Raw genomic sequence first — 14,648 nt, forward strand, 5'->3', positions numbered from 1 at the left:
GATCAGCGCCAGAGTGTGTAGCTTTTCGGTCACGCGCATTCGACCACGTACGTTCCAAGCCGACGACGCGCTCGAGGTCCTACCCGAAGACTTCCTCGTACCACCAGCGAGCGGGGTCGCTGAACCAGGGTCCGACCCGGTCCGCATCGAGGACTCGTAATTCCTTCAGGTCGATGTTGTAACTGCGGTAGAGCGCAACGATTTCGCGCAATCCGTCTTCATCAACGGCGGCGAGATCGACGGTGAGGTACAAGGTGCGCACTCTTCCTTGGTACGACTCGACGCAAGGGATCTTGTCGAGCCACCCGAAGAAGGCCGCCTCGTCCTGCGGCGAATAGTAGGTGACGCCGGTGGCCTCGAGAACCACGTTGCCGGTGCCGTTCATCGCGACTTCCCGCCTGGATACAAGTTCGTATAACCTCCATTCTTCTCTTGCACGTCCCAGTGCGGGCCGCCATGCGCGGTCGAGCCCTGGCCGGTCGGAACCCACACCCTGCCATCGGCATCCAGCGGACCGGGGCGAGGTCCGGTGCCGGTGTCGGCGGCGACGATTCCGCCGACGATGGCGCTCGTGATGTCGATATCTCGTTTTGCCGCAACACATGTGGGGTTTGTGGGCGGATAGAAGCGAAGTCGCGGGCCCTCAAAGGGTTCGCTGTCCTCGAGAAACGTGTTGACGTGAGATGTTCGCGATGACTGGCTGACACGATGAACTAGGCTGGGTCGCGCCGGACGAGAGTCGAGTTGGAGTGGGGGAATCGTTGTGTTCGAGGTCAATACGGAGAGCCTGCGGACGGCGGCGCAGGCATTGGCGGTGTTGCCTACAGAGATAGACGGAGCTGCGTCTTTGGGCGCCGACCAGGTCGACGGGAAGTTGAATGGATCCGCGGTCGGGCACAGTATCGGGCAGACGACCCCGTTGGCGGCCCAAGCGCGCGAAACGTTGAAAGCCCGGTTCACCCAGTTCTCGCAGCTTCTCGAGCATGCGGCGAGCACCTACCGCGACGACGACATGGCGGCCGCCTCCCAGCTGGCCGCGGTGACCGATCTGATCCCGACCGGTGCCCGCGATGGTAACTAGAGCGACACCCGCACCGGGGGCCGTGCTGGGCTGGGACGTCTCGGCGCTGGCCGACATCGCGGACAGGTCCAACCAGATCGCGGACGTGATCCTGAAGACGTCGAACTCGATGCATTCCGTTATCCGCGACCTGCCGTGGCAGGGACAAGCCCGCGATGCGGCCGAGAACAAGGCCGACCGCGAGCAAATGCAGATGCGCACAATCGCCGCAGCGTTCTACGACCTCGGTACCGCCTGCGCGGGCGCTGCCCGCGACATGGGGTACCCGCTGGCGGAGATCAAAACCATTTTCCAGCATTACGTCACCTCACCGGTCACGGTCGCCGACGACTGGAGCATCACCGGTGTCGATGACTGGAGTTCGGAAGCGGGCACGCAGCTCGCACGGCTGAACGGCCTGGTGTCGGCTCTGGCGGCGGCCGATGCCCAGTGGGGCGCGAAGATCGCCGACGCCAACGAGAGACTCCAACTACTCGAGTCGACAGAGATCCTGTTCCAGGCCGCCAATGACGGTCTCGCCCAACCGCCGGGCGGGTGGAGCAACGATCCGGGCATGAGGATGGCTCAGGAAATCGCCTACGGTCACGCCTGGGGCAAGCACCGCAAGGACTTCAAGGGAATGACCCAAGATGAGCTCGCGGAGAAGGTTTATCAGATCATCCAAGGTCCACAAATGGAGCGACTGGGCAAGGACAAAGTCGGCAACCCCGTCATGATGAGCTACGACGGGTTCATCGTCATGATCGACCCCAGCACTACTGATCACGGCACCGTCTACCGGCCGGATGATCCATTGGGCGAGTTCATCCGCCTCACCAACCAGACGACGGATCCATCACTCGACCCTGGCCGAGTTCCCGGTGGCACCGGAGGGACGCCTCCCGGAAAACCTGGCGGTAATCGGTAAGCAGTGACAACGACTTCAGGAGAGATACCGTTGGAATTCGATATGTCGAAGCTGACGCCCGCGGAACGCGATTTCGTGGACGGGGCTCTGGCCAGCTGGGTCGGAGTATCGGCAAGCGCACCGATTCCGGTGCGCGCACTCGGTTTTACCGACCGTGGCCGGTTCAAGGAGGAGACCATCAGGCTCCGTCGTGCGGTCCACGACGGAGCCATGCTGACCGATGTCGAGACCGCCAGGGTGCTGTTCCTCAGCGAACTGGCCTTCGGCAGCGACCTGTTCGGCGCGGGCGTCGAGTTCCAACTCGTCAACGCGATACGTGACACCGAAGCGATCACGATCCTTCGCTCCCTGCAACGGAAGCTCTATACCCGCGCCGGCGCCGAAGCGCTGTTCGTGCCTGAGCTCTACGCACCCGAATAAGCCCGAACCACAAGATGGGACAGCTCGGAGCGGCACCAGTGTAACCAACCGCGGAACGACCCACAGTTCGTCCCTGTCCAGACCGGGGTCGTAGTCGTGGAGTTCGGGTCGTAGGAGTCAGGCGCAGGCAGATCGCTGGCGCCGGACTGTCGGGCACGGCGGCGTATGCAGTCCGGTCGTCCTCCGATCCAGCCACGGCGCGATCAGCTGGTCCAGGTGCGCGGTGAGTGTTGCGTACTGGGAACGCGCGAAGCGCACACGCATGGCCGGGATTGCAATCCCCATGAAGTGGAATGCCGACACGGCTGATGCCGCTCGGCGACGGCCGAGCGGCACCGCACCGAATCATCAGATGCGTTGCCGCTGCCGGGTACTCAGCGCAGCAGGGCGAAGAACGCGCGGATGTCCGCGACGTGCGTGTCCGGGCATTCCATCGCCACGAAGTGGTTGCCGGTATTGCCCTCCGGCCAATGCACGATGGTGTGGTCCTGTTCGGCGAGCCGCCGCATCAGCGCGGAACCGCCGCCGTACGTGCCGGTGGGCACCAGTTTCTGACCCTTCGGCCAGGCGAAACCGCCGTCGCTGAGACCGTTGTACATCGGCCAAGACGATGAGGCCGCGGTGTTGGTGAACCAGTACAGGCTGATGTTGGTCAGCAGGTGGTCACGGCTGATCACGTCCTCGACGCGGTCGGCGAGCGGGGCGAACTCGGTGAACTTCTGCATCAGCCAGCCGAGTAGACCCGCCGGGGAGTCGGTCCAGGCGTGTGCGAAGGTCTGCGGCGCGTAGTGCAGCAGTACGTGGTGGTCCAGGCCGCCGGTCATCCAGGTCTGCATGAGGTCCCACTCGGCGCGTTCGTCCGGGGTCATGGTGGGCACGTCGGCCTCGGTGGGCATCCCGATTCCGCCGTCGAGGTGCACGCCGATCACCCGGTCCGGCGCGGCAATGGCGAGTTCGGGCGCAACGTAGGCGCCGAGGTCGCCGCCCTGGGCGCCGAAGCGCTGGTAGCCGAGCCGGTCCATCAGGACCAGCCACATCTCGGCTACCTTCCCCGGCGTCATGCCCGGTTCACGCGGTCCTTCGGAGAACGCGAAGCCCGGGACCGAAGGGACCACGACGTGGAAGGCTCGCGCCGGGTCGAGACCGTGCGCGCGCGGATCGGCCAGCAAGCCGATGGTCTCGGTGAATTCGACGAACGAGTTCGGCCAGCCGTGGGTGAGGATCAGCGGCGTGGCGTCCGGCTCCGGCGAGCGCACGTGCAGGAAATGCACGTCGAGGCCGTCGATGTTCGTGATGAACTGCGGGAACTTGTTGAGCGCCACTTCCTGCGCACGCCAGTCGAACTCGGTCCGCCAGTACTCGGCCAACTCGCGCAGGTACTCGACCGGCACACCGCGATCCCAACCCGTGCCGGGCAGCTGGGCCGACCAGCGGGTGCGGGCGAGCCGGTCATTCAGGTCGTCCAGATCGGCCTGCGGGATCTCGATGCGGAACGGGCGGATGTCGGTGTTGCTGGTCATCGGTGCGGCTCCTTGCCGGTCGTCCTGCGGAACAACCACGACATTAGGAAGCATCTAGGACTGTTCAGGTCCTATATTTCTGCGATTCTGGATTTCGTGAACGACACCCCCGCCCGATTGCTCCGCCTGCTGTCGCTGCTGCAGACTCCGCGCGAATGGCCGGGCAGCGAACTGGCCGAACGCCTCGGCGTCACCGACCGCACGGTGCGCCGCGATATCGACCGCCTGCGCGAACTCGGCTATCCGGTGGCCGCGACGCTGGGCGCGGCGGGCGGCTACCGGCTGGTAGCGGGCGCGGCCATGCCGCCGCTGCTGGTCGAGGACGACGAAGCCGTCGCCATCGCGGTCGGGTTGCGCGCCGCCGCCGGGTCCGCCGTGGCCGGAATCGAGGAAGCCTCGGTCCGTGCCCTGGCCAAACTGGAGCAGGTGCTGCCCGCGAAGTTGCGGCGCCGGGTGCGCGTCCTCGGCACCGCCCTTGTCCCGTCCACCGGCCACGGCCCCGCGGTGGACCCGGAAGTACTCGCCACACTCGCCGCGACCGTGACCAACCGGGAACGGGTGCGTTTCGCCTACCGTGACGAGGCGGGCACCGAGACCCGGCGCAATGCCGAGCCCATGGGCCTGGTGCCCGCGCGGCGGCGGTGGTATTTGCTCGGCTACGACCTCGACCGCGCCGACTGGCGGGTCTATCGCGTCGACCGGATCTCCCGTCCACAGCCCACCGCCGCACGGTTCACCCCGCGTCCACTGCCCGCCGCCGACGCCGCCGCGTATGTCGCAGGACGCCGAACCGACTGGGGCACCCCGGTGTTCCGGCTGCGATTGACCATCCGAGCGCCCGCCGAGCGAGTCGCGGGCCGGCTGGGCGACGGCGAAGGCGAGGTCGTCGCGATCGACGCGGACTCCTGCCGGGTCGATACCGTGCGCGACGATTCGCCGGAATGGTTGGCGCACAGGCTACTCGGGCTCGGCGTCGACTTCCAGGTGCACGAACCACCGGAGCTGATCGAGCGACTGCGCGCCATCGCAGAACGGATCGACCGCGCGGTGACCGCGACCCCGGGGCGGCGCACCGGCGGCAGACCAGCTCGGTAAGCGAATACCTGCACACGACTCGTGCCGAACCGTCAGGCAGACCAGCTCGGTAAGCGAATACCTGCACACACTGGTGCCGGACCGTGGGGCAGGCCCGTCGCCACGATGACGGGCCGACGACCGACGTGCTGCCGTGTACGTGGACTTCGATCACGTGGTGCGGACTACTCTGCCCCAACGACGCACGTCCCGCGTCCGGTCGCCCCAGCCGATGCCGATGGTCCGCGCGCCGATCTGAACCTTGCGTACCGAATCCGGCGAGTTCAGGTCTGCTGTTGTCGCTTCGTCATGATCCCGTCGAGCACCTTGCCGGACAATCGGCCGAGGGTTTCCAGCTCCTCCTCGGTCAGCGGCGCCGCCAGCATTTCCGCGAGGACCGAACCGTAGACGCGACGGGCATTGCGCAGCGCGACACGCCCCTCGGGAGACAGCATGGCTCGCACCTCGCGGCGGTTGCGCTCCACCGGTCCACGGACCACCCACGCGCGTTTCGCCAATCGATCCACGATCCGCGTCAGCCCGCCGGGGGTGACGGCGAGCGCCTCCGCCAAATCGCTCATCCGCAGGCCAGCCGGATCTGTTGCCAGCCATGCCATCAGGTCGTGCTCGACGAGCGAGCACGCGGCCTCCGCGGCGAGGCGGGCGTCCAGCCGCTGTCGCACCGCGGCATGGACCAGGTGGAGGTTGCGCCAGCTGAGCATGGCGGGGCTCGGTCGGCTCATGCCGGACAATGTAGCCGATCCCGGAATAGTTTCCTCGACAAGTATTGCTGAGGAAAGTAACATCGGGCGCATGGCGTTCGAAGGCAAGCGCGGAACCCATGGCCGCCGCAACCAGTCCGCCGGGCCGGTCACTCGATGGCTCAGCAAACGGATGATGAACTGGCATCGGCGCAAAGGCGGGAAGTTTCAGGGGATGGACGTGCTCGTCCTCACCACAAAAGGAGCCAAGACGGGACAGGAGCGGCAGACCGCGCTTTCCTGGTTCCCGGATGGCGAGGACGCGTGGCTGATCGTCGCGTCGGCGGCCGGAGCTCGAGGTAATCCCGCGTGGTTCCACAACATCGCGGCGCACCCGGACCAGGTCTGGGCCGAGTTTCCCGGTCGCACGATTCGCGTGGTGCCTGCGCAACTCACCGGCGCGGCCAGAGCGGCCGCCTGGGAGCGGATCACCGCGGCACAGCCGCGCTACGCGAAGTATCAGCAGGCCACCGATCGCGTCCTCCCGGTCGTTCGCCTGGTTCCCGCCGAAGAGGGATGACCCACGCCCATTCCGCAGCTCCGAAGGGCCCTTGCCTGGCTGTCCGGTGTACGTCGCCTGCGGCTGCGCGCTTTCGGTGACCAGTGCCGGACCGGTGCGCTCCAACGGACGAAGACACGTTGTGTCCGGATCTGTGGGTAGGAAGTCCTTGAGTGGTCACGCGGGCATGAAGAGACTTGTCCACAAGGATTTCCACCAGCGAAGAGGGACGCGTATGACGGACAACGGAATCACCTTCATCAACGTCTTCGAAATACCCGCCGACGAGATCGATGAATTCGTCGAGAACTGGCACGAACGCGCGAGGATCATGCGCGAGGCGCCGGGTTTCCGTGAAGTACGCCTGCACCGGGCGCTCCTGCCCGATACCCGATTCCAACTCGTCAACGTCGCGCACTGGGACAGTGCCGAAGCCTGCGAGGCCGCCGGAGCGAACCCGGTCGTCCTCGAATCGGTGGACGCTGCCAGAAAAGTCGCCAGCGCAAACCCGGCCCTCTACCAGGTCGTAGCCGAATACCTGTGATCTCGTGCCCGAAACCTCGGCCATGTCCTCTTATCATCGAGCCGCCTCGAGCGTGAACCGAGTAGCGCGCCTGTGACAGTGGGCGATCTCGGTGGCACGATCGTCATGCGCGTGGACCGCGGAGGAGGGGCGTGATGTCGAATCAGCATCAGCCGATGTCGTTCTCGATCGAGACAGAAAGGTTGTCCCTGCGCCTGCGCGGCCCGGAAGACACGGAATGCACTCTGCGAGTGCTCGGTGAGCGTGACGGCGGCACGACTGCCACTTTCGCCGATGTGCGAGGGAGCCTGATCCGTCAGCGGGTTCGGGCAATGGAGGACGGTTTCGGCTTGCTCTCGGTACGGCGCCGAGCCGAGCAGGACCGGATCGGCTATTGCGGCTTGATTGTCGGGCGCGGCAGCTTCGATGAGCCGGAGATCGCCTACGAATTACTTCGCAGTGCGCAGGGTCAGGGCTATGCGACGGAGGCAGCCCGAGCGGTTGTCGAAGCGGCGTTCGCGACCGGTCGGCGACGCCTGTGGTCGACCGTACGGGTGTGGAACCAGCCGTCATTTCGAGTTCTGGAGAAGATCGGTTTCCACCGTCACCACAGTATTTGCGATGAACGAGGTGAGCTGGTCTACCTGATGCGCGATGCCTGAACCGTGCGAGATCAGCAGTACCACCATCGGGCCATCAGCAAGTCAACTATCCCAGCCCGAGGCAGACGGGCGAGAGTGTATGCGACGTAGTGGTATTCGAGCAGCGCCGGACCTGGTACCGAGTGGTCAGTCCGAGGCGTTACGCGGGCGCGGCCGGGGGCCGATCTGGTCGAGCAGTGCGTTGACCTCGTCCGGGAAACCATTGGTGACCGGCTTCGGGTTCTTGTTCGGAAACCGGCGAGAGACGTGCTCCTCGGCGGCCGATCCCGGTAGCACGTAGACGGGTTCCTCTTTGTTCTGCAACGGACGCACGACCTCGTCGAGGTGTCCCTTCCGGTCGTCGAGGAAGGCGCCGATCACGTCCTCGCCGGCCGGGCAGACGGCCATACAGTAACCCGCCTTGTAGCTGGGTTTGAACGACAGGCTCTGCCACATCGAGAACGACTCGCCCGTGGTGACGCGTTCGCGATACTCGTCGCGGTCAGCGCTGTCGGCGATGGTTTCGGCCCAATCGGTGAAGCCGCCCATGAACTCTCGATAGTTGTGCGTGTAGCACGCCTGGAAGTCGAAACCACCATCGTTGGTGATCGCACCGACCGGGCACGCGGACACGCACAGCTTGCACTCGAGACACGGGTTGAACTCCAGGGCCGCGCTCGGCTCGTCTACTACGGCATCCGTGACGACTGTGCCGAGCAGGATGAAGTTGCCGAATTTCGGGTGAATGACGTTGCGGTGTATACCCATGACGCCCAAGCCCGCGGCCTGCGCTACCACCTTGTGGGCGATGACCCAGATGCGCCCGGGGAACTGATGGACCTCCATCGGGTATCCCGGCGCGGGGTAGACAGCGCGGTAGCCGGCATCTTGGAGCGCCCTGGTGATACGGCGCGACACTGCGTTGGTTTCGTCGTCGGCATGGTTGAACTCGGTATTGGCGAGGCTGCGCAGAGGACTGCGCAGATTGTCGCGATTCATCCGGACACAAAACGCCACGAATGTACGGGCCGTGGGCAGAATCCCACGCGCGTGCTCGAATTCTGCCGCCACCCTCGGATCGTCGACCGGGACGAAGCCCACATCGTCCGCGCCCGCGGCGAGGCAGATCTCCCGCAGGCGTGCGGTGGTCACGACCGGATCAGGCGTCGTCCGCGCCCGCTCGGTCATCCGTTTGACGGTCGGGTGGTCGGCAAGCCGCCGCCTCGTCGGTTCCTGGTCCGTCGACATCGGTCCCTCCTGATTCCACGAGACCGGAACGGCCTCACCAAGTTAGACCCCGGCAGTCACCGAAACTCATCGCCGGCTTGCGTATCCGTCGACGTCCAGAGACACACCAACACGTGACCGTCCGCTGGACCGCATCCGCGTATCTCGTTGGACGGCCGTCGTTCCGGAACGTCACTTACCCTGCTCCATCGCCGAGAGCGCACTAGGTTGGGATTCGACGTTCGGGCAATCACGACAACCGATGGAGCTGAGTATGGCGTTCGGAGCGGTAGCGCGCGGATTCAACGCCGGGTTCATGGCACTCACCAAGGCGCCGTGGATCGGGCCGCTGGTGGGCCGGAACATCACGGAGGTCACCTACATCGGCCGGCGATCCGGGCGGACGATCACCACACCGGTGGCATTCCGGCGCTCCGGCGACGAAGTCACGATCAATGTGGCCCTGCCGGACCGGAAGACGTGGTGGCGCAACTTTCTCGGCGCGGGCGGGCCACTCTCGCTGCGGCTGGATGGCGTCGAACGATCTGGGCATGCCGTCGCCCGCCGCGATGACAAGGGCCGCGTCAGCGTCCAGGTCCGCTTGAGCGACAGCGAATAGCCTGCGGCAATCCCGTTTCGCGGCGGCAACGCAATACCCGTCGACTGCGGCGTGGCCCGGCCTCCGTGCGAGACCGGGCCACATGCGTCAGCCGAGTGGCAGCTCCAGGGCGGCGGGGGCGCCCTCGGAGGAGCTGATGGTAATCGTCGAGCCGATCGTATTGGCGGTGGAATAGAGGGGGTCCATACCATCGATGACCAGCATCAGCCGGTGACCGTCCGGCACGTCGTAGGCGGCTGCCTGCAACTCCCAGGCGACGCTGTCGGGCATGCCCGGTTCGAGGGTCTTCGGCTCGTGCGTGATGATCCGGCCGGTACCGTTTTCATCGACATCGAGCAGGTAGGCCACCACCGTCGCGGACTTCGCGGCGCTCTCGACAGTCACTTGCAACCGCGGGATTCCGCGAATCCGTCTGGCTACGCCACTGTTCGATCCGTCCAGCGGCTCGGTCGACCAGACCAGGGCATGGCTGCGGTCGATGTCGTTCGTCCGGTAGAGCTTGGGGTTGCCGGACCACTCCTCCTGGCCGGTCGTCACGAGCTTGTCCATCGCAACGACCTCGGGCTCGTCGCCGACAGTGAAGCTGCGCCGCCAGCCGGATGTGTCGTTCCCGATCAGCGCTCCGTCGCCGCCTTCGCGCTCATCGGTCAGGCTCAGTGATTCGAAATCTTCGGTGACCTCGCCCCACGACGCCCGCTCCTCCCGCCGTGCCGGCTCGATGATCACGTTCTGGCCGTCTGCCGGGGTCGTCACGTAGGTGAACATGACCTGGTTGCTGATCTGCGGCCAGCTGTCCACGCCGTTGTCGTCGCCTTTGAGGTAGTGGTCGAGCCAGGCATACGCCTCCGACAGCGGCAGATTCGGCCCGGCGCCCGGCGCGGGCGGAGCGATCAGGCCAGGGCCTTCCGGGGCCGCGTGATCGCCGATCCACATGTTCAGCCGTTTGGGTTCGCGGAGCTTGTCGAAAGTTTCCAGAACCTGATTGACGGGGAAGAGTCCCTCATGCCAGGTGTTGGAAAAGAGAGTCGGAACGGCACGGGTGTCGCCATCGATGTAGGTCTCCGGCGAGCGCTCGGTGCCCCAATCCACGACGTCTTGCATTTCCCGGCCCTCGGCGAACTTCGCCAGGATATCCAGCGCCTCGTCGTCGAACTTGTCCTCTTTCGCACCCCCGGTCAGGCTGACCAGCGCCTCGACGGCCCGGAGGTGGCGGGTGCCGTTGTCGAACAGGCTGGTAGCGAGGTTTCCCCAGGTACTGAGGGCGACGACCACGTCGACCCGGTCGTCGTGTGCGGCCACCAACTGGCTGATGCCGGAACCGTATGACTCGCCCATGAACGCGACGCCGCTGGGGGCGCACGCGGCTATCGCGTATTCGAGCACCGTTATGCCGTCCGTGCGGTCCAGTCGACCGGCGACATGGACAGTGCCTTCGGACGTGCCCAACCACGGCAGGTTCGTGCCCGGCACCGATGACCAGCCGATTCCGCGTGGGGTGTAGGCCAGCACGTGGTAGCCCTTGACCGCGAGCGTGAGGTACGCGTACTCGAACAACGGCCACCCCACCGGCGTCCATCCAGCAGGAATGATCACCAGCGGGCACGGCCGTGTCGTGACCTGCCGCAGCATGTGCGCCGACAGGCCGGTCCCATCTTCGGCCTCGATACGCGGAAACGTCGGCACAACAAAGTTCAACGCCTGATTCACCAACTCGCCCACGTCGTCGGGCACCAGTCCCGCGCCACTGCGTTTTTTGACCGCAGCCACCAAATTCGAAGCGAAATGAACAGCTTCCGGGCGAACCGCGCCCTGATCATCCCAAGCCCCTTCGACGGAGATCCGAGCGACCTCTTCGGACGTGATTCCGATGACCGAATCGCCTTGCGACATACGATTCCTTCCTGCCAGTTATGGAAACTGCATCCGGTCCATAGCTTGACATGTCACATGATGAATTCACGGGATTCGACGATGTATGCATTTCGGCGAGACACGTAGCCCACCAGTACGAACGCCCCGACAACATCCCGCGGATTCGAAGAAAGCCTCGTCCAGCGGTTCAGTCCGAATCGAAACGAACTCGAATTCTGGAACAGCCAGGATCAACGAACCGGCGCGAAGAAAACCACTCGCAATATCCGGAGTTGACCGATTTTCCCGGCAAGGCAGCCTGACACACATTCGGTATCCGAGAAAAACATCTCCGGAGCCTCGCACCCACCCCGCTATCGATGCGGACAGCCGACCACCGATATCCGATACCTGTCGGCCAGTTGATCAGTGGGACAAGCGGATTCGCAGGATCGTGCCGACCTCGGTACTTGCGAGAAGTTCATCGGGGCTGCCGGGAACCGCGGTGACAGCGGTCATGGGCTGGCCGTTGAGAACGGCGCACGCGGCGCCGGTGGCGGGATCGACGCGAACCAATTGGCCTGCGAGTGTCGTCACATAGAGGACGCCCGCCTGGTCGACGAGGAGATCGTCGGCGAAATCCGGCAGGCCGGGCAGCGGCGAGGACAGGTCGGCGACGGCGCTGCGGGCGGCGGGCGCGGCGAGCGGGATGCGGATGATCCGGCCCAGCGGGCCGCCGTTGGCGGTCACGTAGAGCACGCCGTCGTGGACGGCGGCGCCGTTGGCGGCAGGCCCGGCCACCGCCTCGCTCCACGCGGCGTCGACAACTCCGTCCGGACGTACCTTGACCACGCCGGAAAGGGTCGCGACATAAAGGTTTCCGGCCGGGTCGAATGCCGCGCCGTTCGGCATCGTGAAGCCGGAGACGAAGATCTCCGGCTTCGGCGCGGCCGCGCTCGGATCGAAGCGGATCACCCCGCCGGGGCGGACGACGCTGACCGGCGCGTCACCGTAGACGACGTAGAGCAGTCCATCCGGGCCGAGCCGGACCGCGCCGGGGAATTCCACCGGAACGGTCGCGGTCAGCGTGCCCGCGGCGTCGTAGCGCTGGACCTCGTTGCGGTACAGCCGGGAAACCCACAGATTGCCCTGCGCGTCGTACCCCAGGTTCTCCGCCCAGTCGAGCACCGGCAGCCCGGCGGGCACCGCGGTAGCCGCCACGGCGGGCGCACAGGAAGCGACCGGCGGCGCGGCGGTGGCGACCGGCGCGAACGCTCCGGCAACGGCAACCGCCGCGGCGGACAAGAGCAAGGCCCCTGGACGGCAGAAGGTTCGCAACGGGCACCTCGGACTCGGGATAAGGGGCGGGTCGCCGCGCAGTGTAACCGCCTTTCACCGGAAATTGTGCGGTCCCATCAGCGACACGATCTTTGGCACTATCGGTGCATGCCCTTCTTCGACGGCGCTCGCGGCCGGATGCACTATCGGCGGTGGCCGATAGAGAACGCGCTGTACAGCGTCGTCTTGTTACCCGGAATCGGTCAGCACAGCGGTCACTATCACCGCTTCGCCCGCGCCATGAACTCCGCCGCGGCCGAGGTGTGGGTGTTGGACACCGCCGGACACGGGCTGAGCGAGGGCGACCCACGACGGCCGGGCAGCTTGGTCGAACTGGTGGATGACGCGACGCGGTTGGTCGAGTTGGTCCGGGCTGCGCAGCCGCGGCCGGTGATCTTGATGGGCCACTCGCTCGGCGCGGTCACGGCGCTGGCCATGCTCGGCGCCGCGGTGCCGGATCCAGCGGATTCGGCCGCGTCCGCGTCGGACTACCCGCTGCGACCCGCCTTGCCCGCGCGGGAGCTGGCGGGACTCGTACTGTCCGGCGTCCCGAAGCGCGCGCTCGGCGGTGGAGCGCCAGGCGCGCCGGGAACGCCGCTGCCACGCGAACTTCCGGTGCTCGCGGTGCACGGTGTGGATGATCGGCGCGCACCGATCGATGCGATCAGGGTATGGACTAGCCGCCACGAATCGGTAGATTTGCGTGGGTACACCGATGCAGGGCACGACCTGCTGCACGAGCCGGTGCACGCGCGGGTCACTGCCGACATCGCGAACTGGATACACGATGTCGTAGTGGGGCTGGCACGACATCACTGAACCGAACACGCTCTTCGGATGAGGAAGGGGGACGGCGACAGATGCCATCGCAGGAGAACGGGTTCGGCGGAGAGCCACCCGCAGAGGTCACGGCGCCCGGTATCGACGTCGCCGCGCTGAACCGGGCGGTCGACGACGGCTCGCTGTGGATCGACGGCCTGCTGGTCGCCGACGGCGCACACGAACGGTGCGCACGGCAGTACGAGCAGCTCGCCGACCGGGTAGAGGCACAGCTTCGTATTCTGAGCGCAGCCACGTCGCTGCCCGGTTTCGGCGGATTCGCCTCGGGTGACGCGCTGCGCGGCGGTTTCGAGCGCAAGGCCGACGGAGCGATCGCCCGGCTGGCCGAATACGCCACCGCCGCACGGGAACTCGCGCAGACCTTCCGTGCCGCCGCCGCTGCGTACCAGAACGCCGACCAGGCGCTCGCCGTGGCGGTCGAGCGGATCGACGTGACAGGAGCCGCTCATGCGTAAGATGCCGCGCGCCGGTGAGCGGGCCACACACCGGCGCACCGACCCCGCCTACTCGCCCAACGTCGAGGTCTTCGACAACCTCACCCATGCCGAGATCCACGCCAAGGTCCAGCTGATGCATCCCGGCGTACTCGCGGGTGGGCAGCAGGCCTGGGGCGACGCCGCGGCGCAGCTCGCCGACGCGATCTTCCAGGCGCACAACGAGATTCGCGCCACGATCGCCGATGGCTGGCGCGGAGCCGCCGCCGAGAACGCGGACGCGGTGGTGCGCGTGTTCGAGCAGAGCGGCCAAGACCTCGCCGACGTCTTCGCCGAGGTCTCGCAGCGCCTCGGACAGGCGAGCGACGCGGCGGAGGCGCTGCGTGCCGCGGTATCCGAACCCGCCGACAGCACGCCGGATCTGGGTGCGGCGCTACTGGATCCGGACCAGGCAACCAGCAATGTAGAGGGCCAGAAGGCAAGCGAGCACGCACGTCAGGATGTCGTGCGCGCGATGAACGATATCTACGCGGGCGTGTTCATCCGAACCGGCACCGACGTGCCCGCGTTCCCCGACGAGCTGGACGACCCGGCATCCGCCCCGTCCACTGCCGCACCGGCGAGTAGAATCACCGGGGTCGACTCGATTTCCCTTGACACACAGTCACTTTCGCTCGAAGGCGCCCCGCAAGATCTCAGCCGGACAGCGGGACCGAGCTCGAGCACGGCGCCAACCGCTCAGCCCCTCACCGACGACAACCCGACGACAACCGCGGGAGTCACACCGACCGGCACCCCCATCGCGGGCGACGCTCCGACGACCACGCCCCGCGTCGTACCCGCCGCCGAGACGCCGATCTCGACGGTCCCGGCCGCGTCCGGAATCCGCGCCGTTCCCACCATGAGCGCATCC

At 66.2% G+C, this 14,648-nt stretch carries 17 protein-coding genes and 1 pseudogene; 11 read left to right on the plus strand and 7 right to left on the minus strand.

The annotated features are described in order from the left end of the window. Positions 1 to 79: 79 nt before the first annotated feature. Both NA4_RS03755 and NA4_RS42430 read right to left on the minus strand, forming a co-directional pair. On the minus strand, positions 80 to 385 hold the full coding sequence (locus tag NA4_RS03755) for a hypothetical protein (RefSeq protein WP_067463880.1): 306 nt from the start codon (positions 383 to 385) through the stop codon (positions 80 to 82). After that, positions 382 to 528, minus strand: a pseudogene (locus tag NA4_RS42430) (polymorphic toxin type 37 domain-containing protein); the annotation flags it as partial. The gene NA4_RS03755 and the pseudogene NA4_RS42430, both read right to left, overlap by 4 nt. A gap of 235 nt (positions 529 to 763) precedes the next feature. Between NA4_RS42430 and NA4_RS03760 the strand changes: the two are divergent. The 3 genes from NA4_RS03760 to NA4_RS03770 are packed head-to-tail and all read left to right on the plus strand — an operon-like array spanning position 764 to position 2,408. After that, entirely contained in the window at positions 764 to 1,081 is a 318-nt protein-coding gene (locus tag NA4_RS03760; protein WP_067463883.1) for a hypothetical protein, read from the plus strand. Then, the gene (locus NA4_RS03765) at positions 1,071 to 1,988 is read left to right on the plus strand and encodes a hypothetical protein (RefSeq protein WP_157128783.1); all 918 of its coding nucleotides are present in this window, start codon (positions 1,071 to 1,073) and stop codon (positions 1,986 to 1,988) included. The genes NA4_RS03760 and NA4_RS03765 overlap by 11 nt, the downstream gene beginning before the upstream one ends. Positions 1,989 to 2,030: 42 nt before the next feature. Beyond that, positions 2,031 to 2,408, plus strand: a complete 378-nt coding sequence (locus tag NA4_RS03770; RefSeq protein WP_157128784.1) for a hypothetical protein — start codon at positions 2,031 to 2,033, stop codon at positions 2,406 to 2,408. Positions 2,409 to 2,782: 374 nt separating this feature from the next. Here the strand turns inward: NA4_RS03770 and NA4_RS03775 are convergent, their stop codons facing one another. Then, positions 2,783 to 3,928 (minus strand): epoxide hydrolase family protein, encoded by a 1,146-nt coding sequence (locus NA4_RS03775; protein ID WP_067463892.1) that lies wholly within the window; start codon positions 3,926 to 3,928, stop codon positions 2,783 to 2,785. A gap of 96 nt (positions 3,929 to 4,024) precedes the next feature. Between NA4_RS03775 and NA4_RS03780 the strand changes: the two genes are divergently transcribed. After that, complete coding sequence (locus tag NA4_RS03780) at positions 4,025 to 5,023, plus strand: helix-turn-helix transcriptional regulator (protein ID WP_067463918.1); 999 nt, start codon at positions 4,025 to 4,027, stop codon at positions 5,021 to 5,023. A 263-nt stretch (positions 5,024 to 5,286) separates the two neighbouring features. On the opposite strand, the gene NA4_RS03785 is transcribed toward NA4_RS03780, so the two are convergent. Further along, positions 5,287 to 5,745, minus strand: a complete 459-nt coding sequence (locus NA4_RS03785; protein WP_169810972.1) for a MarR family winged helix-turn-helix transcriptional regulator — start codon at positions 5,743 to 5,745, stop codon at positions 5,287 to 5,289. Positions 5,746 to 5,815: 70 nt separating this feature from the next. On the opposite strand from NA4_RS03785, the gene NA4_RS03790 reads away from it, so the two are divergent. From NA4_RS03790 to NA4_RS03800, 3 genes are all read left to right on the plus strand, one after another. Then, on the plus strand, positions 5,816 to 6,283 hold the full coding sequence (locus NA4_RS03790; RefSeq protein WP_084496783.1) for a nitroreductase/quinone reductase family protein: 468 nt from the start codon (positions 5,816 to 5,818) through the stop codon (positions 6,281 to 6,283). 214 nt (positions 6,284 to 6,497) lie between these two features. Next, complete coding sequence (locus tag NA4_RS03795; protein ID WP_067463898.1) at positions 6,498 to 6,806, plus strand: antibiotic biosynthesis monooxygenase family protein; 309 nt, start codon at positions 6,498 to 6,500, stop codon at positions 6,804 to 6,806. Positions 6,807 to 6,940: 134 nt separating this feature from the next. Continuing rightward, the gene (locus NA4_RS03800; protein WP_067463900.1) at positions 6,941 to 7,447 is read left to right on the plus strand and encodes a GNAT family N-acetyltransferase; all 507 of its coding nucleotides are present in this window, start codon (positions 6,941 to 6,943) and stop codon (positions 7,445 to 7,447) included. Between the two features lie 126 nt (positions 7,448 to 7,573). Here the strand turns inward: NA4_RS03800 and NA4_RS03805 are convergent, their stop codons facing one another. Further along, on the minus strand, positions 7,574 to 8,674 hold the full coding sequence (locus NA4_RS03805; protein WP_067463903.1) for a 4Fe-4S binding protein: 1,101 nt from the start codon (positions 8,672 to 8,674) through the stop codon (positions 7,574 to 7,576). A 253-nt stretch (positions 8,675 to 8,927) separates the two neighbouring features. Between NA4_RS03805 and NA4_RS03810 the strand changes: the two genes are divergently transcribed. Further along, positions 8,928 to 9,272, plus strand: coding sequence for a nitroreductase/quinone reductase family protein (locus tag NA4_RS03810; protein ID WP_245671088.1), 345 nt, complete (start codon positions 8,928 to 8,930; stop codon positions 9,270 to 9,272). Between the two features lie 87 nt (positions 9,273 to 9,359). On the opposite strand, the gene NA4_RS03815 is transcribed toward NA4_RS03810, so the two are convergent. Together NA4_RS03815 and NA4_RS03820 are read right to left on the minus strand one after the other, a co-directional pair. Continuing rightward, positions 9,360 to 11,039, minus strand: a complete 1,680-nt coding sequence (locus tag NA4_RS03815) for a CocE/NonD family hydrolase C-terminal non-catalytic domain-containing protein (protein ID WP_218022247.1) — start codon at positions 11,037 to 11,039, stop codon at positions 9,360 to 9,362. 510 nt (positions 11,040 to 11,549) lie between these two features. Then, entirely contained in the window at positions 11,550 to 12,461 is a 912-nt protein-coding gene (locus NA4_RS03820) for an SMP-30/gluconolactonase/LRE family protein (protein WP_067463912.1), read from the minus strand. 108 nt (positions 12,462 to 12,569) lie between these two features. Here NA4_RS03820 and NA4_RS03825 point away from each other — a divergent pair, with 108 nt between their 5' ends. The 3 genes from NA4_RS03825 to NA4_RS03835 all read left to right on the plus strand — a co-directional run. Next, entirely contained in the window at positions 12,570 to 13,280 is a 711-nt protein-coding gene (locus NA4_RS03825; protein ID WP_067463915.1) for an alpha/beta hydrolase, read from the plus strand. Between the two features lie 41 nt (positions 13,281 to 13,321). After that, positions 13,322 to 13,756 (plus strand): hypothetical protein, encoded by a 435-nt coding sequence (locus NA4_RS03830; RefSeq protein ID WP_084496785.1) that lies wholly within the window; start codon positions 13,322 to 13,324, stop codon positions 13,754 to 13,756. Next, a partial coding sequence (locus NA4_RS03835; RefSeq protein ID WP_444980031.1) for a WXG100 family type VII secretion target occupies positions 13,749 to 14,648 on the plus strand: 900 nt, incomplete at its 3' end. The genes NA4_RS03830 and NA4_RS03835, both read left to right, overlap by 8 nt.

Source organism: Nocardia amamiensis NBRC 102102 (assembly GCF_001612745.1).
Taxonomy (GTDB): domain Bacteria; phylum Actinomycetota; class Actinomycetes; order Mycobacteriales; family Mycobacteriaceae; genus Nocardia; species Nocardia amamiensis.